General features: G+C 63.4%; 17 protein-coding genes and 1 pseudogene. 13 read left to right on the top strand and 5 right to left on the bottom strand.

What is annotated here, in order from left to right:
* A partial coding sequence (locus G486_RS23575; protein WP_211233783.1) for an RHS repeat domain-containing protein occupies positions 1-934 on the top strand: 934 nt, incomplete at its 5' end.
* Positions 935-1,693: 759 nt separating this feature from the next.
* Positions 1,694-1,840, top strand: a pseudogene (locus G486_RS24785) (DUF6258 family protein); the annotation flags it as partial.
* Positions 1,841-2,397: 557 nt separating this feature from the next.
* On the opposite strand, the gene G486_RS0111650 reads toward G486_RS24785, so the two are convergent.
* The 5 genes from G486_RS0111650 to G486_RS0111630 all read right to left on the bottom strand — a co-directional run bounded on the left by G486_RS0111650 (position 2,398) and on the right by G486_RS0111630 (position 6,855).
* Complete coding sequence (locus G486_RS0111650) at positions 2,398-3,117, bottom strand: uracil-DNA glycosylase (RefSeq protein ID WP_027015696.1); 720 nt, start codon at positions 3,115-3,117, stop codon at positions 2,398-2,400.
* A gap of 76 nt (positions 3,118-3,193) precedes the next feature.
* Positions 3,194-3,997, bottom strand: a complete 804-nt coding sequence (gene trpC, locus G486_RS0111645; RefSeq protein WP_027015695.1) for an indole-3-glycerol phosphate synthase TrpC — start codon at positions 3,995-3,997, stop codon at positions 3,194-3,196.
* A 93-nt stretch (positions 3,998-4,090) separates the two neighbouring features.
* Positions 4,091-5,125: an anthranilate phosphoribosyltransferase gene (gene trpD / locus G486_RS0111640; protein WP_027015694.1), complete on the bottom strand. Its 1,035-nt coding sequence runs from the start codon at positions 5,123-5,125 to the stop codon at positions 4,091-4,093.
* 113 nt (positions 5,126-5,238) lie between these two features.
* Positions 5,239-5,826: an aminodeoxychorismate/anthranilate synthase component II gene (locus G486_RS0111635; RefSeq protein ID WP_027015693.1), complete on the bottom strand. Its 588-nt coding sequence runs from the start codon at positions 5,824-5,826 to the stop codon at positions 5,239-5,241.
* Positions 5,827-6,207: 381 nt separating this feature from the next.
* Positions 6,208-6,855, bottom strand: a complete 648-nt coding sequence (locus G486_RS0111630; protein ID WP_027015692.1) for a TetR/AcrR family transcriptional regulator — start codon at positions 6,853-6,855, stop codon at positions 6,208-6,210.
* A gap of 351 nt (positions 6,856-7,206) precedes the next feature.
* Here G486_RS0111630 and G486_RS0111625 point away from each other — a divergent pair, with 351 nt between their 5' ends.
* From G486_RS0111625 to G486_RS0111575, 11 genes are all read left to right on the top strand, one after another.
* Positions 7,207-8,907 (top strand): PHA/PHB synthase family protein, encoded by a 1,701-nt coding sequence (locus G486_RS0111625; protein ID WP_027015691.1) that lies wholly within the window; start codon positions 7,207-7,209, stop codon positions 8,905-8,907.
* 1 nt (position 8,908) lies between these two features.
* On the top strand, positions 8,909-9,673 hold the full coding sequence (gene fabI, locus G486_RS0111620) for an enoyl-ACP reductase FabI (RefSeq protein WP_027015690.1): 765 nt from the start codon (positions 8,909-8,911) through the stop codon (positions 9,671-9,673).
* Between the two features lie 36 nt (positions 9,674-9,709).
* On the top strand, positions 9,710-11,146 hold the full coding sequence (locus G486_RS22155) for an efflux transporter outer membrane subunit (RefSeq protein WP_051303443.1): 1,437 nt from the start codon (positions 9,710-9,712) through the stop codon (positions 11,144-11,146).
* Positions 11,147-11,162: 16 nt separating this feature from the next.
* Entirely contained in the window at positions 11,163-12,254 is a 1,092-nt protein-coding gene (locus G486_RS0111610; protein ID WP_027015689.1) for an HlyD family secretion protein, read from the top strand.
* Between the two features lie 8 nt (positions 12,255-12,262).
* Complete coding sequence (gene rbbA, locus G486_RS0111605; RefSeq protein ID WP_211233782.1) at positions 12,263-15,016, top strand: ribosome-associated ATPase/putative transporter RbbA; 2,754 nt, start codon at positions 12,263-12,265, stop codon at positions 15,014-15,016.
* A 1-nt stretch (position 15,017) separates the two neighbouring features.
* Positions 15,018-16,148 (top strand): ABC transporter permease, encoded by a 1,131-nt coding sequence (locus G486_RS0111600; RefSeq protein WP_027015687.1) that lies wholly within the window; start codon positions 15,018-15,020, stop codon positions 16,146-16,148.
* Between the two features lie 40 nt (positions 16,149-16,188).
* Complete coding sequence (locus tag G486_RS0111595) at positions 16,189-16,653, top strand: hypothetical protein (RefSeq protein ID WP_027015686.1); 465 nt, start codon at positions 16,189-16,191, stop codon at positions 16,651-16,653.
* Positions 16,643-17,389 (top strand): acetoacetyl-CoA reductase, encoded by a 747-nt coding sequence (gene phbB, locus G486_RS0111590; RefSeq protein WP_027015685.1) that lies wholly within the window; start codon positions 16,643-16,645, stop codon positions 17,387-17,389. Before G486_RS0111595 ends, phbB begins: the two co-directional genes overlap by 11 nt.
* Before the next feature lie 127 nt (positions 17,390-17,516).
* Positions 17,517-19,805 carry a DUF3141 domain-containing protein gene (locus tag G486_RS0111585; RefSeq protein WP_034387431.1) on the top strand — a complete coding sequence of 763 codons (2,289 nt, stop codon included), beginning with the start codon at positions 17,517-17,519 and terminating at the stop codon, positions 19,803-19,805.
* 233 nt (positions 19,806-20,038) lie between these two features.
* Positions 20,039-21,460 carry a bifunctional enoyl-CoA hydratase/phosphate acetyltransferase gene (locus G486_RS0111580; protein WP_027015683.1) on the top strand — a complete coding sequence of 474 codons (1,422 nt, stop codon included), beginning with the start codon at positions 20,039-20,041 and terminating at the stop codon, positions 21,458-21,460.
* Between the two features lie 14 nt (positions 21,461-21,474).
* Positions 21,475-22,677, top strand: coding sequence for an acetate/propionate family kinase (locus G486_RS0111575; protein WP_342667341.1), 1,203 nt, complete (start codon positions 21,475-21,477; stop codon positions 22,675-22,677).
* Positions 22,678-22,728 lie beyond the last annotated feature (51 nt).

The raw sequence follows: 22,728 nt of genomic DNA, 5'->3' as shown, positions 1-22,728 counted from the left end.
AGCCCAGATCAACAAGCGCAATGCCGAGCGCGGCTATGGCACCACGCTCTATGCCTGGGACGGAGACACCCTGGCGCTGGAGCGCGACTCCCAAAGCCAGACCGATTATCTTTATGCGCCAGGCAGTTTTACGCCCATGGTGCAGAGCAAACAAAGCGCCGATGACCCCCAACCAGAGCTGGCCTGGTACCAGTGCGACCACCTGGGCACGCCCATGGAGCTCACCGATGCCCAAGGGAAAACCATCTGGGAAGCAGACTACGGAGCGTTTGGGCGGGCCAGGGTGGATGCAGGCAGCAGGGTCAGTAGCCACATCCGCTTCCCGGGCCAGTACCATGACGAGGAAACAGGGCTGCATTACAACCGCTATCGGTATTACGAGCCGGAGACGGGGAGGTATTTATCTAAGGATCCGATTGGATTGGAGGGGGGGATTGACCAGCTCGGTTATGCAAAAGGTAATCCGATTAAAAATGTTGATCCCATCGGATTAGAAACAGTATTTGTTATTAATACAAATGGACTAGGTCATGTTGGTGTGCTCGTCGGTAGCGGGGATCACGCAGTTCTTTATGATCCAGGTGGATCATTTCGTAATGAAATAAAGGGATCCGGAGACGCTCTATACGGGATTGATGCTTCATTGAATGATTATATTTCCTACCAACTAAATGATGGTCCTTCTGTTGAAACAATCAGATTCCTAACAACACAAGAAGAAGAGGAGGAAATTCTGAACAATATTATGAATCAAGGAGGGTGCTCGCCTCTTCAATGTGCTATGTGCACTGCAAGTGCTGTGAGAGGTGTTGGACCCTTCAAGGATATTGATTTTACTTTATTCCCGGGTAGTCTTGGTAGAAAATTAAATCGACTAAAGCATTCCCCTAAAACATCGCCATTTTTTCCTAGCGACGGATGGGGGTGGAGATGAAATATAAATCAAATGAATTCTTTGTTTTTGCATTTCATTTTTTGGGATCTTTTGGGTTGTTTTGGATAGAATGGGACTATATTAGTCGTCATCTTGGCAAATACACCAATCCCTTTATATTAGGGTACGCCTTCTTTTCAATAATATTATTTATTATTTTCTTTGGTAAAAGATTGAAATTTTCCACAACCAAAAAAATAATATTGGCTGCATCAATACCTTATTTTTCTTCATCACTTTCATATATCATGATATTGATAATTTACTACTCAATCAACAACAATGTAAATTATATCTTTGCATCAATTTTAATTGCACTAATTGGTCCTTATATTTTAATAAAAGCTTATCTGATAAGCTTAATTAATTCTGTAGTGCTTTATATATTAATTCTTTTTTCAAAAAGATGTTCGCATGAGCATTGATAATCATAAATTTCTCGAAAACCAAGTCCTAACTGCCATCCTTTAGAAGATATTATTCATTCGCATTGAAATATTCAATACACAGAAGAAAAGCAAGAGTGATTGGTCAATTTATTTCACTTGATATAAATAGAAATTTATTCAGATAAAACAATCCTATTGCTCATTGATAAATTAATTAAATAGATAAATTCAAATGAATCCGAAAAAATTTCTCAAACCCATATACTTGGGTGATTGAGCATGCGAAGAAATTTTAATTAATGGAAGAGAAGAAAAAATAAAAACAGACTGCATTTCTCGTATTCGAGAAGATATTTGAAATTTTTATGTAACTGAAGACATTAAATCCAGATATTTAGTCTTCAAGGACGCAAGAAGATTTAGCTCTGATCCATCAGGAGTTTTACCAAATGACTGGATTGAGCTAGTTTCCATAAATAAATGCAATGATAATTCAGGTCAATGGAAAACAATATGAATCTTGGATCTGTCAATAGAAAAGGAGTGTCAAAATAGATTATTACGAATATTGAACCTAAAGAAATTTTTATAGAAAAAGTGATGGATTTGAAATTTTCGAATGAAAGGTATTTGTTGCATAAATTGGCCTTCCTCCATAAATTATTTTCTTTGTATTGATAACCGCCTTGGAGAAATATCCTTGCTTTAGAGAGTCTCTCAAAACCCCCAATACCCGAAATTCAGCGCCGCAGCGTATTGATTTTGATGTGTGCAATCTTGCAGGGCCTGGGGTTTGAGAGACTCTCTGCGGGCTGCCGCCGGGCAGACTGGCCGCACTGCGGCTTGATTGCGTCCACGCCCGCTTCAGGGCATCGCTGCAGCGTCCATCATCGTGCAGGCTTGCGCTTCGGCCGAGAGCCGATCGCCAGCGGCTGAAAGCGCGGAATTGAATTGCTCAAGACAATCTTGAACCCCATTGCAGGCCTTGTGAAAACCAGCCTCTGGGCTGTCCTGCCAAGCCCTCTGCCGGCTGCGCCGCAGCCGAAGGACGGGACTCAGAGCCGGTTGACGATCTCAATAACCATGCTGCAGGCGAAATTCGCGGGCGCGGCCGAAGTGGCCGTTGCCTATGAAGGGCACGGGCGGGCGCAGCGCCGACAGCGGCGAGGGGTGGTTGCTGGTCAGCACCAGGTGGCCTCGGTCCTGCGGGATGAAGACGCGCTTGCTCTGCGCATGGTTGCCCCAGAGCATGAAGACCACGGGGCGCTGGCCTTCGGCCACATGGCGTATCACGGCATCGGTGAGTTTTTCCCAGCCCTTGCCCGAGTGGCTCGCGGCCTGGCCCTCTTCCACGGTGAGGCAGGTGTTGAGCAGCAGCACGCCGTTTTTCGCCCATTGCACCAGAGAGCCGCCTGGGTTGGGGAACGCGGGAAAGGGCTGGCCCAGGTCGCGCTGCATTTCCTTGAAGATGTTTTGCAGCGAGGGCGGCAGGCGCACGCCGCTGGCCACGGAGAACGCCAGCCCTTCGGCCTGGCCGCGCCCGTGATAGGGGTCCTGGCCCAGAATCACCACGCGCACGGCTTCGGGTGGTGTGAGTTCCAGCGCGCGCAGCGGGCGAGGCGGGAAAACCACCGCGTCCGCATCCAGCCGCTGCTGTAGAAAGCCCAGCAACTGCCGGCCTGCGCCCTGCTCGAAAAAGGCATCGACCAGGGGCTGCCAGCCCGGGGCCACGGGCCAGTCCTGCGGGTTGGTGCTAATCAATTGCGTAGCGGCTTGCGCTTGGTGTTCATCCATTTCAAGGCATTTCTTATCTGAAATCGTTGATAGGCAAGCGCTACCTGCTTCTTTTAAAGGAGCGCCACTGCAAGTTCTAGGCGAACAGTTCGGCCAGGGCTTCGCCGGGCTCCTTGGCGCGCATGAAGGTCTCGCCCACGAGGAAGGCGTGGATGCCTGCATCGCGCAGGGTCTGCACATCGGCCGCGCTGGCAATGCCGGACTCGGTGACCAGCAGGCGGTCCGCAGGCACCTGCTTTTGCAGCGCAAGCGTGGTCTGCAGGCTGACTTCGAAGCTGCGCAGATTGCGGTTGTTGATGCCCACCAGCGGCGTGGCGAGCTTGAGCGCGCGCTCCAGCTCGGCGCCGTCGTGGACCTCGACCAGCACGGCCATGTCCAGGCTTTGCGCGATCTGCTCCATTTCGGCCATTTGCGCGTCGTCCAGACATGCGGCAATCAACAGCACGCAGTCCGCGCCCATGGCGCGCGATTCGTAGATCTGGTAGGGATCGACCATGAAGTCCTTGCGCAGCACCGGCAGGGAGCAGCTGGCGCGGGCCTGCTTGAGATAGTCCACGCTGCCCTGGAAGAACTGGCGGTCGGTGAGCACCGAGAGGCAGGCGGCGCTGACCTTGCCGTCGCCAAAGGCATAGCTTTGGGCGATGTCGGCAGGGATGAATTCGCCCGTGCGGATCACGCCCTTGCTGGGGCTGGCCTTCTTGATCTCGGCGATCACACCGGCCTGGCCCTGGGCGATCTTGGCGCGCAAGGCGCCCGCAAAGTCGCGCGTGAGCACGCGGCTTTCGGCGTCGCGGCGCATGTCCGCCAGCGGCATGCGCTTCTTGGCGGCGGCCACTTCCTGGACCTTGACCTCGCAGATTTGTTTCAAGATATCTGACATGGGATTCCTTTTTCCGTTGGTGCTCGGCACGCAAGGCCGACGCTATACAAGGCAATGCTCAAGCCTGGCACGTCCCAGCCCAGGGACAGCCACTCAGCGGGTGACTTCGTGGCTGTAAGCGGCCAGTTGCTGCTGCTTGGCCAGGGCCGCGCCACTGTCCAGCGCGGCCTGGGCACGCGCCAGCCCGTCCTCGATGGAGCTGGCCACGTTCGCCGCATACAGGGCTGCGCCCGCGTTCAGGCAGACGATATCGCGCGCCGGGCCGCTGTCGCCCTGCAGCACGCCCAGCAGCATGGCCTTGGATTCCTCGGGGGTCTCGACCTTGAAGGCGCGCGTGCCCACCATGCGCAGGCCGAAGTCCTCGGGGTGGATTTCGTATTCACGCACCACGCCGTCCCGCAGCTCGCCGACCAGGGTCCCGGCCCCCAGGCTGATTTCGTCGAGGCCGTCCCGCCCGTAGACCACGATTGCATGCTCGGCCCCCAGGCGCTGCAGTGCGCGCACCTGAATGCCCACCAGGTCTTCGTGGAACACGCCCATGAGGATGTTGGGCGCGCTGGCCGGATTCGTCAGCGGGCCCAGGATGTTGAAGATGGTGCGCACGCCCAGCTCCTTGCGCACGGGCGCCACGTTCTTCATGGCCGGGTGGTGGTTGGGCGCGAACATGAAGCCTATGCCGACGTCGGCAATGCACTTCGCGATCTGCTCGGCCCCCAGGTTGATGTTCACGCCCAGGGCCTCCATGACGTCGGCGCTGCCGCTCTTGCTGGAGACGCTGCGCCCGCCATGCTTGCTGACCTTGCCGCCTGCGGCCGCGATCACAAAGGTCGAGCAGGTGGAGATGTTGAAGGTGTGGGCGCCGTCGCCGCCCGTGCCCACGATGTCCACCAGATGGGTCTTGTCGGCCACATGCACCTTGTTGGAGAACTCGCGCATGACCTCGGCCGCGGCCGTGATCTCGCCAATGGTCTCCTTCTTCACGCGCAGACCCGTGATGATGGAGGCCGTCATCACGGGCGAGAGCTCGCCGCGCATGATGAGGCGCATCAGGTGCAGCATCTCGTCGTGGAAGATTTCGCGGTGCTCGATGGTGCGCTGCAGCGCTTCCTGGGGAGTGATGGACGTCATTTTGCTAATCAATTCAGGAGCGGCTAGCGCTTGTCTATCCTTGTTTTCAATACGATTCGTATCTGAATTCAAGACAGGTCAAGCGCAAGCCGCTATGTATTTTGCTTGGGCCTTCAGATCTGGGCGGTCAGAAAGTTCTTCAGCATGGCATGGCCGTGCTCGGTGAGAATGCTTTCGGGGTGGAACTGCACGCCCTCCACGGCCAGCTCGCGATGGCGCACGCCCTGGATCTCGCCGTCCTCGCTGGTGGCCGTGATTGCCAGGCAATCGGGCAGCGTGCTCTTGTCTATGGCCAGGGAGTGGTAGCGATTGACCGTGAATTCCCGGGGCAGGCCCGCGAACACGCCTTGCTGGTCGGTGCTGATGACGCTGGTCTTGCCATGCATTTGCTGGCCTGCGCGAACAATGTCGCCGCCGAAGGCTGCGCCAATGCTCTGATGGCCCAGACACACGCCCAGAATGGGCAGCTTGCCCGCAAAGTGACGGATCGCCGCCACCGAGATCCCGGCCTCGGCCGGCGAGCAGGGGCCGGGCGAGATCACCAGGCGCTCCACGCCTTCGCGCTCCATGAGCGCGATCAGCGCCTCCAGCGTGATCTCGTCGTTGCGCACCACGGTGACATCGGCGCCCAGCTCGCCAAAGTACTGCACGATGTTGTAGGTAAAGCTGTCGTAGTTATCGATCATCAGCAGCTTGCTCATGCCGCCTCCTTGGTGAAAACAGGGGACTGGATTGCAAAGCCGAAGCAGCAGTGCACGGACGCACGGATCCGCTGGGTGCGGATATGCGGGGAAAGACAAGCGAAAGGCATGGGGACAGACTCCTGATTCTTGGAGCCGCCGTGCCGGAGAGCCACTGCCATCAAAGCCTTGCTGCCGTCACGGCGGCAAGGAGCGGTTATGCACCGCAACAAGATGCCGCCTCCTAACGGAAGCGCCACCACTTGGCAACAAAAAGGGAAACGGTCTTACCGTTCATGGCTGGTTCTTGGGCTGATCAACTCGGGCCTGCCTCAGCGGCAGGACACACAGGCGGGCCATGCTACCACAGCCGTGCAGCGCGCCGGACGGGATGCGGCCCGGTCAGCGCGGCAGCAGGATCTCCAGCATCAGCTGCCGGTGGATTTCACGCACCTGGCTCAGCGAGACCACGGCATCCTCGCCCAGCAGCACGCTCTTGGCCAGCCAGAACACGAACGGCGAAATGATCACGAAGAAGTTCTCGCTCAGAACGCTTTTGCGCATGATGCCCCTGGCCACGCACTGCTCGACGAGCTTTTGCGTATCCGTGCTCATGCGCATCAGCACGCTCTGGTTCCAGCGCTCTATGACGCGGGGCGCACGCCGGCCTTCGGCGATCAGCAGCTGGAAGGTGGAGACCGCCAGCGGGCTTTCGAGCCGGCTGTAGATCTGGTCGATATAGGCGTCCACGATCTCGTGCAGCGAGCCCTGGGTCTGCGACAGCAACAGGCCGAACGAGTCCTCGGACGACAGCAGGGCCGTGGTCAGCAGCTCCTCGAAGATCTGCTCCTTGCTCTGGTAGTGGGCATAAATCCCCGACTTCGACAGGCCGGCTCGCGCAGCAATGCGCTCCACCGTGGAGGCCGCATAGCCGTCCTGCATGAACTCCAGCAGGGCGGCATCCAGGATCTCCCGCTTGCGCTCGGAGGACGACAGATAGCGCCGCGGCTTGGCTACCGCGGTCTTTTTTGCATCAGGGGCGTGGGCCAATTTTTTTCCTCTCCGGGTGACTGTAGACGAGGACGGCTCGCTCTTTGACAAGGCCCTGGCTGTCAGGCGCCAAGGGCCTCATCTGGCGGCTGGGCTGGGGATGGTACGAGCTTTCCGCCAAAGCGCACGGGGGCAAATATGAATCTTGTTTAAACGTCAAGGAATAAATGGCAGCTGTCTCGACTAGATCAATACGCGTTGCTTTTAGATAACTTGACAACATGCATTCAAGGTGAAAACGAACAATTGGTCGCAAATGGCCTAGAATAAAACGAACAAGCAGTCGTATTGAAGTCAAATCATTGATTTAGATAAACAAAAACGATGTTGCATCGCAGCAGCATGGAGCACATGAGTAGTCACACGGATATGGATACTGCGGCGCGGGCAGCCTGGGCGCGTTGCTCGTCCTCCCCATCCCTGCAGTCCACAAGGCTGGCCTGGATGGACTGGCTGTCCCACCTGGCCATCTCTCCGGGCAAGCAGCAGGAGCTGGCCCAACTGGCCGCCAGCCAGATGCTGGAGATGGCCCGGCTTGCCGCCGATCCCAACCCGCAGCAGACGCCGGCATCGCAAGACCGGCGCTTTGCCGCCCCGGCCTGGCAACAATGGCCGTTCAACCTCATGCAGCACGGTTTTGGCCTGCAGCAGCGCTGGTGGGAGGCCGCCACCCAGGGCGTGAGCGGCGTCGCGCCGCTGCACCAGAGCCAGGTGGCATTTGGCATACGCCAGTGGCTGGACATGCTCTCGCCCAGCAATCTGCTGGCCACCAACCCCGAAGTGCTGGAGAAGACCCGCGCCGAAAATGGCGAGAACCTGCTGCGCGGCATGCAGCACTGGCTGGACGATGCCCTGCGCCAGATGGCCGGCCAGCCGCCCGCAGGCGCCGAGGACTTCGTGCTGGGACGCGATCTGGCGGCCACACCCGGCAAGGTGGTGCTGCGCAACCGCCTGATCGAACTCATCCAGTACAGCCCGAGCACGGCCGAGGTCCATCCCGAGCCCCTGCTGCTCATCCCCGCCTGGATCATGAAGTACTACGTGCTCGACCTGTCGCAGCACAACTCCCTGATCCGCTATCTGGTGGAGCAGGGCCATACGGTGTTCTGCATCTCCTGGAAGAACCCCGGCGAGTCCGAGCGCGACCTGGGCATGGACGACTATCTGGAGCTGGGCCTGCAGGCCGCGCTGGATGCGATCTGCGCCATTGTTCCGGGACAGAAGATCCATGGCGCAGGCTATTGCCTGGGCGGCACCCTGCTCTCCATCGGCGCAGCCGCCATGGCGCGGGACGGCGACGAACGCCTGGCCTCGCTGACCCTGCTCGCGGCCCAGACCGACTTCAGCGAGCCCGGCGAGATCAGCCTGTTCATCGACGACAGCCAGGTCGCCCAGCTGGAAGCGCAAATGGCCGACTCCGGCTATCTGCGCGGCGATCAGATGGCCGCAGCCTTCGCGCTGCTGCGCGCCCGGGACCTGGTGTGGTCGCGCATGGTCAATGAATACCTGCTCGGCGAACGCCAGCCCATGAATGACCTCATGGCCTGGAACGCCGATGCCACGCGCATGCCTGCGCGCATGCACTCCCAGTACCTGCGCCGCCTGTATCTGAACAACGATCTGGCTGCGGGCCGCTACCCCGTGAAGGACCAGCCCGTGTCGCTGACCGACGTGCGCACCCCGGTGTTCTGCGTGGGCACCACCACCGACCACGTCGCGCCCTGGCCCTCGGTCTACAAGCTGCACCACCTGTGCCCTGCGCAGATCACCTTTGTCCTGACCCGTGGCGGGCACAACGCCGGCATCGTCAGCGAGCCGGGCCGGCCGCGGCGCAGCTACCACATCGCCACGCGCGCTGCGGGCGGGCGCCACTGCCCGGTCCAGAGCTGGAGCGAATCCGCGACCGAGCATGCAGGCTCGTGGTGGCCTGCATGGCATGAATGGCTGTGCGCGCGCTCGGCCCCGCTCCAGGCCCCGCCGGCCATGGGTGCGCCAGCCTCGGGCTACGCTCCCGTGGGAGAGGCCCCGGGCACCTACGTCCTGGAGAAGTGAGATGAGCATGCTCGCAGGCAAAAAAGGACTGGTCATAGGCATCGCCAACCGCGACAGCATCGCCTGGGCCTGCGCCCGGGCCCTGCGCGCTGCAGGCGCCACGCTGGGCGCGACCTGGCAGAGCGAGAAAGCCCGCCCCCATGTGGAGCCGCTGCTCGATGAACTGCAGGCCGAGCTGCGCCTGCCGCTGGACGTGCAGGACGATGCGCAGATGCAGGCCTTGTTCGATGCCGTCGCCCGCCAGTGGGGCCGGCTGGACTTTCTGCTGCACGCCGTGGCCTTTGCACCCAGGCAGGACCTGCATGGCCGCGTGCTCGACAGCTCGCGCCAGGGCTTTGCGCTGGCCATGGACGTGTCCTGCCACTCCTTCATCCGCATGGCCCGCCTGGCCGAGCCCTTGATGCACGAAGGCGGCAGCCTCATGACCCTGAGCTATCTGGGCGCGAGCGCCGCCGTGCCCAACTACGGAATCATGGGTCCCGTCAAGGCGGCGCTCGAATCCACCACGCGCTATCTGGCCGCCGAGCTGGGCCCGGCCCGCATCCGGGTGAACGCCATCTCCCCCGGCCCGATACAGACCCGGGCGGCCTCGGGCATCGCCAGCTTCGATGCCCTGGTCGCCGACAGCGCACGCCGTTCGCCGATTGGCGGCGAGCTGCAGCCCGACGACGTCGGCCCCCTGTGCGCCTTTCTGGCCTCCGACGGCGCGCGCGCCATCTCGGGCAGCACGCTGTATGTAGACGGCGGCTACCACATCCTCAACTAGCAGACATCAGGGCACGCAGTTGCACCGCATACGACCATGACCCCAGTCTTTCCAAGTTCCGTCACGCACCGCTTCATCGCCTCCGGCATGCTGGCGGCGCTGCTGGGCGGCTGCGCCTCGCTCGCGCCGCCCCATGAAACACCTGCGCTGCCGATTCCCGCCAACTGGGCCGCGGCACCGCAGGCCGACGGCCAGGGCGCGAACGCTCCCGGCCTTGTATGGCGCGACTACTTCACCGACCCCGTGCTGCAGCGGCTGATCACCACGGCCCTGGAGAACAACCGCGACCTGCGCATCGCAGCCCTGCGCGCCGAGGAAGCCCGCGCGGCCTTCCAGATCCAGCGTTCCGAGCAATTCCCGACCATCGGCATCGGCGGCCAGGGCGGGCGCGCACGCGTGCCCGGCGACCTCAACGTCACGAGGCGCTCCGTGGTCAGCGGCGAATACCGGGCCGAAGTCGGCCTCAGCAGTTGGGAGCTGGACCTGTGGGGGCGTGTGCGCAACCTCCGGGACTCGGCCATGCAGACCTGGCTTGCAAGCGAGTCCGGCCACCAGGCCGTGCAGGTCGCCCTGATCACCCAGGTCGCGAACGGCTACCTGGGCCTGCGCGAGCTCGACGAACGCGTGGCCATTGCGCGCGACACGCTGGACTCGCGCCAGGAGTCGTTCCGCATCTTCAGCCGCCGCGAAGCCGTGGGCGCCAGCTCCAAGCTGCAGTTGACCCAGATCCAGACCCTGCTCACCCAGGCCCAGGCCCTGCTGGCCCAGCTGGAGCTGGGCCGCGCCCAGCAGTTGCATGCACTGGCCCAGCTGGTGGGCGCCGACCCTGGCCCGCTGCCCGCAGCAGCAGCCTTTGACGACACCCTGGTCCTGGCCGAGTTGCAGCCCGGCCTGCCTTCGCAATTGCTGACCGCAAGGCCCGACATCATCGCGGCCGAGCACCAGCTGCAGGCGGCCCGGGCCAACATCGGCGCGGCACGTGCAGCCTTTTTCCCGCGCATCGCCCTCACCGGCCGCTGGGGCAGTGCGAGTGCCGAGCTCGACGGCCTGTTCGACTCGGGCAGCCGCGCCTGGGCCTTCATGCCCACCATCTCCCTGCCCATCTTCGACGGCGGCCTGCGCCGCGCCAACCTGGAGCTGGGCGAGATCCGCCGCGACAGCGCCATAGCCCAGTACGAGAAAACCGTGCAGACGGCGTTCCGCGAAGTCGCCGACGGCCTTTCCGCACGCCGCTGGATGGCCGAGCAGATCGCCGTGCAACGCACCGCCGTGGAGGCGCAGTCCGAGCGCGCGCGCCTGGCCCAGCTGCGCTATGACCATGGCTCGGCAGCCTACCTCGAAGTGCTGGACGCCCAGCGCGACCTGCTGGCCGCCAAGCAGCAACTGGTGCAGGCGCGCCGCGCCCTGCTGTCCAGCCAGGTCGGGCTTTACGCCGCCCTGGGCGGCGGCACCCAGCCCTCTTCCAACCCCTGAACACACCAGACTTCCCATGAGCAAGAACACTTCTATGAAAAACAAGCTTGTCCCGGTCGCCGCCGTCGCCGGCCTGGCCCTGGTGGCCTGGTGGGGCTGGAAAACCTTTGCCACCCAAGGCCCGGGCCCGGGCTTTGTAAGCGGCAACGGCCGCATCGAGGCCACCGAAATCGACGTGGCCACCAAGCTGCCAGGCCGCATCGAGGAAATCCTGGTGCGCGAGGGCGACTTCGTGCAGGCCGGACAGAACGTGGCCCGCATGCAGATCGACACCTTGCGCGCCCAGCACGACGAGGCCCGGGCCGGCCAGCAGCAGGCCGAGCACGGTGTGGTCGCAGCCCAGGCCCAGGTCACACTGCGCCGCAGCGACCTGAGTGCAGCCCAGGCCCTGATCGTGCAGCGCGAAACCGAACTGGACGCAGCCCAGCGCCGGCTCAAGCGCTCCGAGACCCTGTCCAAGGAGGGCGCGTCCTCGGCCCAGGAACTCGACGATGACCGCGCCCGCGTGCGCGGCACCGAAGCCGCCCTGGCCGCCACGCGCGCCCAGGCCGCTGCCGCCGAGGCAGCCGTCAAGGCCGCCGAAGCCCAGCTCGTGGGCGTGCAATCCAAGGTCCAGGCCACGGCGGCAACCGTGGCGCGCATCCAGGCCGACATCGACGATGCCGCGCTCAAGGCCCCGCGTGACGGCCGCGTGCAACTGCGCGTGGCCCAGCCCGGCGAAGTCCTGGGCGCAGGCGGGCGCGTGCTCAACATGCTCGACCTGTCGGATGTCTATATGAGCTTTTTCGTGCCCGAAACCGCCGCCGGCCGCCTGGCCCTGGGCAGCGAGGTCCGCCTGGTGCTCGACGCCGCGCCCCAGTACGTGATTCCGGCCACGGTGTCCTTTGTGGCCAGCCAGGCCCAGTTCACCCCCAAGACCGTCGAGACCGCGAGCGAGCGCCAAAAGCTGATGTTCCGCGTGCGCGCCAAGATCGACCAGGAACTGCTGCAAAAGCACCTGGAGCAGGTCAAGACCGGGGTGCCCGGCGTGGCCTGGATCAAGACCGACGCCAACGCATCCTGGCCTGACAACCTGAGCGTGAAGCTGCCGACCCAGCCCGCGCAATGAGTCTTAGCATGTCGCTGCAAGAAAACCGCTTCGTCGCCCGCCTGCAGGGCCTGCACCAGACCTACGGCCAGGTCCAGGCCCTGGCGGGCATAGATCTGGATATTCCGGCCGGCCTGATGATAGGCCTCATAGGCCCGGACGGCGTGGGCAAATCCAGCCTTCTGGCCCTGATCTCGGGTGCACGCGAAATCCAGCAGGGCCGCGTGGAAGTGCTGGGCGGCGACATGGCCGAGCGCAAGCACCGCGAGGCCGTATGCCCGCGCGTGGCCTACATGCCCCAGGGCCTGGGCCGCAACCTCTACCCCACGCTGTCGGTGGAGGAGAACCTGCAGTTCTTCGCACGCCTGTTCGGCCACAACGCAGCCGAGCGGCGCAGGCGCATCGACGATCTGACCCAGGCCACGGGCCTGCGCCCGTTTCTGTCGCGCCCGGCAGGCAAGCTCTCGGGCGGCATGAAGCAGAAGCTGGGGCTTTGTTGCGCACTCATACACGACCCCGACCTGCTGATCCTCGACGAGCCCACCACGGGCGTGGACCCGCTGGCACGCGCCCAGTTCTGGGACCTGATCGCACGCATACGCCGCCAGCGCCCCAGCATGAGCGTGCTGGTGGCCACGGCCTACATGGACGAGGCCCAGCGCTTTGACTGGCTGGTCGCCATGGACGAGGGCCGCATCCTGGCCACGGGCACCCCCGCCGAGCTGCTGGAGCGCACGCACAGCCGCTCGCTCGAAGAAGCCTTCATCCACCTGCTGCCCGAAGAGAAAAAGCGCGACCACGCTCCCGTGACGATTCCGCCCCTGCCCGAAGACGGCAAGGACGACATTGCCATCGAAGCGCGCGATCTGACCATGCGCTTTGGCGACTTCGTGGCCGTGGACCACGTGAGCTTTCGCATACGCAGAGGCGAGATCTTCGGCTTTCTCGGCTCCAATGGCTGCGGCAAGTCCACAACCATGAAGATGCTCACCGGCCTGCTGCCTGCCAGCGAAGGCCAGGCCTGGCTGTTCGGCCAGGCCATAGACCCGCGCGACATCGACACGCGCCGCCGCGTGGGCTACATGTCCCAGGCGTTCTCCCTGTACAGCGAGCTGTCCGTGCACCAGAACCTGGTGCTGCACGCCCAGCTGTTCAGCGTGCCCGAGGCCGAGATCCCCACACGCGTGGCCGAGATGGTGGAGCGCTTCGGCCTGCAGTCCGTGCTCGACAGCCTGCCGGCCAGCCTGCCCCTGGGCGTGCGCCAGCGCCTGTCCCTGGCCGTGGCCATGGTGCACAAGCCCGAGCTGCTGATTCTGGACGAGCCCACCTCGGGCGTGGACCCCGTGGCGCGCGACGCCTTCTGGCGCCTGCTCGTGGAGCTGTCGCGGCGCGACCGCGTGACCATCTTCATCTCCACCCACTTCATGAACGAGGCCGAGCGCTGCGACCGCATGTCCATGATGCATGCGGGCAAGGTGCTGGACAGCGATGTGCCCGCCAAGCTCGTGGAAAAGCGCGGCGCGGCATCGCTGGAAGAGGCCTTCATCGGCTATCTGATCGAAGCCGGCGGAGGCAGCCCCGAAGAGGCCCAGACCGACGAGGCGCCCGTCCAGGCCGAGCAGGCTGCTGCCACCTCGAACCATGGCACGCACCACAAACGCTTCAGCCTGCAGCGCATGCTCAGCTACATCTGGCGTGAAGCGCTGGAGCTGCAGCGCGACCCGGTGCGGGCCACGCTGGCGCTGCTGGGCTCGCTGATCCTGATGTTCGTCGTCGGCTACGGCATCAGCCTGGACGTGGAGGATTTGCGCTTCGCCGTGCTGGACCGCGACCAGACCACGATCAGCCGCAGCTACGCCACAGGGCTTTCGGGCTCGCGCTACTTCATCGAGCATGCGCCCGTGACCGACTACGAGCAGCTCGACCAGCGCATGCGCAGCGGGGAGCTGGCCCTGGTCATCGAGATTCCTCCGGGCTTTGCGCGCGACGTGCTGCGCGGCAGCCCCGTGCAGGTAGCCGCCTGGTTCGACGGCGCCATGCCCACGCGCGCCGAGACCATACAAGGCTATATGCAAGGCATACACCAGCACTGGCTGGCCGAGCAGGCGCGCGAGCGCCTGGGCGTTCAGCTCAAGGGGCTGATCGGCATACAGACGCGCTTTCGCTACAACCCCGACGTGCGCAGCCTGCCGGCCATGGTGCCCGCCGTCATTCCGCTGCTGCTGCTCATGCTGCCTGCCATGCTCACGGCCCTGGCCGTGGTGCGAGAAAAGGAAAGCGGCTCCATCACCAACCTGTACGTGACGCCGGTCACCCGCACCGAGTTCCTGCTGGGCAAGCAACTGCCCTACGTGGCCCTGGCCATGCTGAACTTCACCCTCATGTGCCTGCTGGCCGTCACGGTCTTTGGCGTGCCCATCACCGGCGACTTCTTCTCGCTGGCGCTGGCGGCGCTGATCTTCACCACCGCCTCCACGGGCTTCGGTCTGCTGGCCTCGACGGTCACGCGCAGCCAGATCGCCTCCATGTTCCTGGTCCTGGTCGGCACGCTGATCCCCACCATGCAGTTCGCCGGCCTGGTCGACCCCGTGTCCTCGCTCGAAGGCATGGGCCGCATCGTGGGCCAGACCTATCCGGCCAGCCACATGATTGCCATCAGCCGGGGCGTGTTCAGCAAGGCCCTGGGAATCAAGGAGCTGGCCGCATCGTTCTGGCCGCTGCTGCTGTCCGTGCCCGTCATTCTTGGAACGGCGATTGCCCTGACCAAAAAACAAGAGAGCTGACATGCGCACCCGCCATCTAGCCAACATCTATCGCCTGGGCGTCAAAGAGCTTTGGAGCCTGTGGCGCGACCCCGTTTTGCTGCTGCTCATCGTCTACGTGTTCACGGTGTCCATCTACACCGCGGCCACGGCCATGCCCGAGACCCTGCACAACGCGCCCATTGCCATCGTCGACGAGGACGGCTCGCCGCTGTCCCAGCGCATCGGCTCGGCCTTCTACCCGCCCCAGTTCACCCATCCGGCTATGATCGAGCTCGCGCAGATGGACCAGGGCATGGATGCCGGCAATTACACCTTCGTGCTCAATATCCCGCCCAACTTCCAGCGCGACGTGCTTGCAGGGCGTGCGCCCGAGCTGCAGCTGAACGTGGATGCCACGCGCATGAGTCAGGCCTTTACAGGCAACAACTATGTGCAGCAGATCGTCTCCTCGGAGGTTAACGAGTTCGTGCGCCGCGAACGCGGTGCCACGGCCATGCCCGTGGACCTGGCGCTGCGCGCGCGCTTCAACCCCACGCTGGACAAGACCTGGTTCGGCGGGCTGATGCGCATCATCAACAATGTGACCATGCTGTCCATCATCCTCACCGGCGCAGCCCTGATCCGCGAGCGCGAGCATGGCACGGTCGAGCATTTGCTGGTCATGCCGGTCACGCCCACGGAGATCATGCTGGCCAAGGTCTGGTCCATGGGCCTGGTGGTCCTGGTCACGGCCTTTGCCTCGCTCAACCTCATCGTGCGCGGGCTGCTGGGCGTGCCCATCGAAGGCTCGCTGCTGCTGTTCGTGACCGGCGCTGCGCTGTGCCTTTTCGCCACCACCTCGCTGGGCATTTATCTGGCCACGCTGGCACGCAACATGCCCCAGTTCGGCATGCTCATGGTGCTGGTGCTGGTGCCGCTGCAACTGCTGTCCGGCGCCATGACGCCGCGCGAGAGCATGCCGGAGCTGGTGCAAAACCTCATGCTGGCCGCGCCGACCACGCATTTCGTGGAGCTGTCCCAGGCCATTCTTTACCGGGGCGCAGGTCTGGACGTAGTCTGGAAACCCTTTCTGGCCCTGGCCGTCATCGGCGGTGCGCTGTTCACCTTTGCCCTGACCCGTTTTCGCAAAACCATCAGCCAAATGGCTTGACGACCCGCTGCCTGCGGGCAGCCCTTATTAGGAGATTGACATGAGTGCTGACACCCTTCCGTTCCATCTTTTCAAGGCCCAGCTGGAGCTGCAACTGCGCATGGCCCGCCTCGCGCAGGAAAACGCCAAGCAGTGGCTGGAGCAGGCCACGCTGACCGGCCCTGGCTGCCTTTCCAGTACCTGCGACGAGATCGAGAGCCTGCAGCAGGCGGGCAACTGGCAACAGCTTGCGGCCCTGTCCACCCAATCCTTCTGGCGCCAGATCACTCAGCAGGCCAACCAGGTGCAGAACATGGCCCAGTCCGCCTTCAGCGGCCAGTCCACACATGCGCAAGCCCTGCAGCAAGCCTTGCAGCAATGGCAGGCCCATGTAAGCCAGGCCTTTGGTGCCGACAGCACGGGCGAGCCGCTGAAGAATCTGATGGGCATCTGGGCCTCCATCCTGCCCGCCTCGGGCAAGGCCGCTGCCGCCGAAGAGGAAAAGGCAGAACATCATGCAGCCTGAGCAACGCACGGCCTTGATCACGGGAGGCATGGGCGGCCTGGGCGAAGCCATTGCCCGCGCACTGCACGATGCCGGTCACCGGGTGCTGGTCACGCACTCGCGCGGCGAGGACGCGGCCAAGGCCTGGCTTGCCCAGCAGTCCGAGGCCGGCTACCGCTTTGCCAGCTATGGCGTGGACGTTGCCAGCTATGCCTCCTGCGAGGCCATGGCCCGGCAGATCCAGGCCGACGGCCATGCCGTGGACATCGTGGTCAACAACGCGGGCATCACACGCGACGCGACGCTGCGCAAACTCAGCAAGGACAACTGGGATGCCGTGCTGCGCGTGAACCTGGACTCCATGTTCAACGTCACCAAGACTTTCCTCGACGGCATGCTTGAGCGCAGTTGGGGCCGGGTGATCAACATCGCCTCCATCAACGGCAGCAAGGGCCAGTTCGGCCAGACCAACTACTCGGCAGCCAAGGCCGGTGTGCATGGCTTTACCAAGGCCCTGGCCCTGGAAGTGGCCCGCAAGGGGATTACGGTCAACACCGTGTCTCCAGGCTATCTGGCCACGCAAATGGTCATGGCCGTGCCAGAGAATGTGCGCGAGCAGATCATTGCCGGCATTCCTGTGGGCCGGCTGGGGCGGCCCGAGGAAGTTGCGGCGCTGGTGAACTTTGTCGCCAGCGATGCCGCCGCCTTCATGACAGGCAGCAACCTGTCCATGAACGGCGGCCAGCACATGTATTGATGCCATGCCATCGCCCCGGACCAGGTCTTGCAAACCCCGGTCCGGGGCTGCTATCGCAGCCAGTCGCCGCATGTCCGGCCAGCGGCCACTGCGATGAGAAACCAGTGTCGGGAAAGGAATGGACTCCATGAAAGAGGACCACAAAAGCACGGCCGCAAGCCTCGGCCTGCCACTGCAATTCACCCAGGCGGCTGCGCAATATGCGACCGATGCCTGGCAACGCGCGCTGCTGTATGCCGACATACGCCGCCAGCGCGGCAACCAGTACCGTGAGCACCTGGCCGAGGAAGCCCCCAACGTCTTGAACTTTGGCGCCGACCTGGTGATGACCGGCCTGGATCTGCCCAGGCCCGTGAACTATGGCCTGGTGCGCATCCAGCCCCTGCCCGATACCCCGGAAGATCCCGGCAAGCGCCCCTTCATCGTCGTCGACCCTCGCGCCGGACACGGCCCGGGAATCGGCGGCTTCAAGCCCGACAGCGAGATCGGCGCGGCGCTCAAGGCCGGCCACCCCTGTTATTTCGTGGGCTTTCTGCCCGACCCCATCCCCGGCCAGACCATCGAGGACGTGATGCGCGCCGAGGCCGAGTTCGTGCGCAAGGTGGCCGAACTGCACCCACAGAGCCTGGGCAAGCCGGCCGTCATCGGCAACTGCCAGGCTGGCTGGCAGATCCTCATGACGGCAGCTGTCTGGCCCGAGCTGTTCGGCCCCATCATCGTGGCCGGCACGCCGCTGTCCTACTGGGCCGGCAGCAACCCCATGCGCTATGGCGGCGGCCTCATGGGCGGCAGCTGGATGACGGCACTCACCAGCGACATGGGCGCGGGTCGCTTCGACGGTGCCTGGCTGGTACAGAACTTCGAGAACCTGGACCCGGCGAACACGCTGTGGAGCAAGCAATACCAGCTCTACGCCAAGGTGGACACCGAAGGTCCGCGCTATCTGGGCTTTGAGAAATACTGGGGCGGCCATGTGTTTCTCGAAGGCGAAGAGATGCAGTACATCGTGGACAACCTGTTCATCGGCAATCGCCTGGCCACGGCCGAGCTGACGACCTCGGACGGCGTGCGCATCGATCTGCGCAACATACGCTCGCCCATCGTGGTGTTCTGCTCCTATGGCGACAACATCACGCCGCCGGGCCAGGCCCTGGGCTGGATCACCGACCTGTACCGCGACGAGGAGGACATCGTGGCCCACGATCAGACCATCGTCTTTGCCACGCACGACAGCATCGGCCACCTGGGAATCTTTGTCTCCAGCAGCGTCGGCCGCAAGGAGCACCGCGAATTCGCGGCCCATATCGACGTCATCGACCTGCTGCCTGCGGGCATTTATCGCGCCGAGGTGCAGGACCGGCCGGCCGACGTTCCGGCCCGGGACGTCACGGACGCCGATTATCTGATGACGATACGCCGCAGCGGCCTGGCCGAAGTGCGCGACATTGTTCAGCCCGACCCGCAGAGCGAACGTCGCTTCGCGGCCGCCGCCCGGGTTTCCGAAATCAACCTGGCGCTCTACCGCAACACCTGGCAGCCCTGGGTGCGCGCGCTGTCCACGCCGCAAACCGCGCGCTGGCTGCAGGCCATGCAGCCGCTGCGCATAGGCTATGAGTGGTGGTCCGACGCCCACCCCCTGGCGCCCGCCGTCAAGGCCCTGGCCGAACAGGCGCGCGAGCAGCGCCAGCCCGTGGATGAAGGCAACCCGTTCTTGCAATGGCAGGAAATGGTGTCCCGCACCGTGGTGCAGTGGCTGGATGGCTTTCGCGATCAGCGCGACGCCATGCAGGCGCAGATGTTCGACGCCATCTACGGCTCGCCCCTGGTGCAGGCCCAGGCAGGCCAGAGCCGCAGCGATCAGGGGCCTGCGCGCGCCCATCCCGGCGATTCGCCCGAGCACCGCGAGTACATGCGTCGCGAACTGGCCGAGCTGCACGACAGCGTGAAGCAGGGCGGTCTGTACGAGGCCATACTGCGCGCCCTGGTGTATGTGCTGCATGTGCGCGGAAAGGCCGACGAACGCCACTTCCACCACTTCTGGCAGGTCTTGCAGCAGCGCCTGGCTGGCAAGACACCTCCCGACATGGTCGGATTTCGCCACCTGGTGCGAAAACAGGCCTTGCTGGTGCAGCGCGAGCCCCAGGCAGCCCTGGCGGCCATTCCCGACCTGCTGACGGCAACGCCCCCGGAGGACGTGCGCTGGGCCATGGACTCCATACGCTCGCTGGCCGTGCAAGGCAATGCCTTGACGGCCGAAGAGCTGGAGCGCCTGGATCAGATCCTGGGCCTGTTCTCCCAGGCCTTGCCGCAAGACAGTCCGCCCGCGAGCACGCCCAGCCCTGCCAGTTCGCCAGCACCGGCTGTCAAGCCCGCAGCCTCCAAGCGCGCGGCGTCCGGCACGCCCAGAAAACGCTAAGAACGTTAAGAGCAGCTAACACAACCCAGCAAACCGCAGGTTTGCGTTGGAGACGAGGTGCGAAGCCGCAGGCAGTACAAAAGTACGACAAGGCGAAGCAACGACGCATCAAGGGTTGTGTTGGCGGGTCCAAGCCTTCAGAGCGTGCTGGTGACCTCCCCCGGTATTGCGCCAGCGCTGGGATCGCCGGCACGTTCTTTCCCCTCTCCTGCCTTGACACTGAGACGAACGCCATGAACACCACCCCATCGCAAGAGCTCGGGTTGCTGCATAACCGCAGCTTCGACGAGCTGAATATTGGCGACAGCGCCCGCCTAGAGCGCAGGCTGGCCATGCAGGACCTGCAACTGTTCGCCGCCCTGTCCGAGACCTGCGCCGCCGACCCGGCCCAGCCTCTGGCCCCTGGCGACGAGGGCGATGCCCAGCTCATCGCCCATGGCATGTGGAGCACCGTGCTGCTGGCCTCCCTGCTGGGCACACGCCTGCCTGGACCAGGCACGGGCCTGGTCCGTCAGGCGCTGCACTTTCTCTCGCCTTTGAGCATCGGCGATCTGCTGGACCTTCAAGCCCGGGTCGAAGCCAAGGACGAGGCCTTGCGCCAGGTCACGCTGGCCCTGTCCGCCCACAACCAAAATGGCCAGCAGGTGCTGCAAGGCCAGGTGGTGGTGCAGGCTCTGGACGCCCGCATAGAGCGCCAGCGCACCAGCCTGCCAGAGATCCGCCTGCAGCCAGGATCGGGAGAAGGGCTGGCCCGCCTGCTGGCCCATGTGAAGCCGCTTGCGGCCATACGCGTCGCCGTGGTGCACTCCTGCGATGAGGCCAGTCTCTCGGCCGCGCTGGATGCGCGCCGCGCAGGGCTGATCGATCCCGTGCTGGTCGCTCCTCGTGTGCGACTGGAGGCCGTGGCCGCTGAGCATGGCTGGGATCTTTCCGGCCTGACCATCGAGGATGTTCCCCACAGCCATGCGGCTGCACAGCGTGCGGCGGCCATGGCCGCCTGCGGCGAGGTCGAAGCCCTGATGAAGGGCAGCCTGCACACCGACGAGCTCATGGCGGCCGTGGTGAGCTCGGCCTCGGGCCTGCGCACCAAGACCCGCGTCAGCCACTGCTTCGTGCTCCACACCCCCCACTATCCGCGTCCCTTCATCGTCACCGACGCGGCCATCAATCTCGCGCCCGACCTGCCGCAAAAGGCCGACATCGTGCGCAACGCCATCGCCCTTGCACATGCCATAGGCGTGCCCGAGCCCAAGGTCGCGATCCTGGCCGCCGTCGAGACGGTCAGCCCCAACATGCCGGCCACGCTGGACGCGGCGGCACTTTGCAAGATGGCCGACCGGGGCCAGATCACGGGCGGCGTGCTCGATGGCCCTCTGGCCTTCGACAACGCCGTCTCCATGGCTGCCGCACGCACCAAGGGCATAGAGTCGCCCGTGGCAGGCCAGGCCGACATCCTGGTCGTGCCCGATCTCGAAAGCGGCAACATGCTAGCCAAGCAGTTGATGTACATGGGCGAGGCAGCCAGCGCCGGCATCGTCATGGGAACCAAGGTCCCGATCATCCTGACCAGCCGCGCCGACAGCCATGCATCGCGCATGGCCTCATGTGCGATTGCACTGCTGCTGGCCCACCGCTACCGCACCACCCCTCCATGAATGCAAGCACGAACATGACCTCATCTCATCGCCAACTGATTCTGGTGCTCAACTGCGGCTCCTCGAGCATCAAGTTCGCCGTATTCGATGCCGGCCAGCGGCCCTTGCAGCGCAAGCCCCTGTGGAACGGCAAGGTGCAGGGCATAGGTGGCCCCAGACCGGATTTCGGCGAAACGGGCGTACCGCCTTTTGCTATAGAACTTGATAGCCAAGCGCCCTATCTGTCTGCGCTGCAGCTGATTCGGGAGCGCGTGCTCGCGCGTCTGGATGGCGGCCAGGTCGTGGCCATCGCCCATCGCGTGGTTCATGGGGGCAACCAGTACTTCGAGCCCGTGCGCGTGGATGCACAGGTGATTCTCGACCTCAAGAACCTGATTCCTCTCGCGCCCTTGCACCAGCCCTTCGCCATCGAGGCCATGGAGATCCTGCTGCGCGAGCGCCCCGAGCTACTGCAGGTGGCGTGCTTCGACACGGCTTTCCATCACACCTTGCCCAAGGTCGAGAAAATGCTGCCCCTGCCCCACGCGGCCTGGGAGCGCGGTCTGCGTCGCTATGGATTTCATGGCCTCTCCTATGAGTACATGGCCCAGGCCTTGCCGGAGCGCCATGGCGACCTCGCACGCGGACGTGTCATCGTCGCCCACCTGGGCAGCGGCGCCAGCCTCTGCGCCATGCAGGGCTTGCAAAGCGTGGCCACGACCATGGGCTTTTCCGCGCTCGATGGCCTGATGATGGGCACGCGCAGCGGCGCCCTGGACCCAGGCGCGGTGATCTATCTGATGGAGATAGAAAAGCTCAGCCTCGAGCAGGTAGGCCACACGCTCTACCATGAGTCTGGCCTGCTCGGCGTATCGGGCACCTCCTCGGAGCCTCGTGTGCTGCTGCCGCTGGAGGGCGGCAGCGACGAGCAGGCCGAGCGCGCGCGCGATGCACTGGCACTGTATGTGCGCCGCATCGTGCGCGAGATCGGCGCCCTGGTTGCCGTGCTCGGAGGGCTGGACCTGCTGGTGTTCACGGCCGGAGTGGGCGAGCACAGTGCCGAAATACGCAGCCGCGTCTGCGCCGACCTCGCCTATCTGGGCATGGGCCTGAGCCCCCAGGCGAACGCGGACAACGCGGCCGTGATTTCGACACCCGGCAGCGCCGTCACCGTAGGTGTGGAGCCCACGAACGAGGAGTGGATCGCCGCCAGCCATGCACTGCTGCAATTGAAGTAGCCGGCCATCCGCTCGGCACCATGGATAGGGTCGCCTCCTGGCGACCCTTCA

The organism is Comamonas composti DSM 21721, assembly GCF_000429845.1.
Classification (GTDB): Bacteria; Pseudomonadota; Gammaproteobacteria; order Burkholderiales; family Burkholderiaceae_C; genus Comamonas; species Comamonas composti.
The sequence above is the reverse complement of the archived record's forward strand: the minus strand, read 5'-3'. Positions and strand labels throughout refer to the sequence as shown.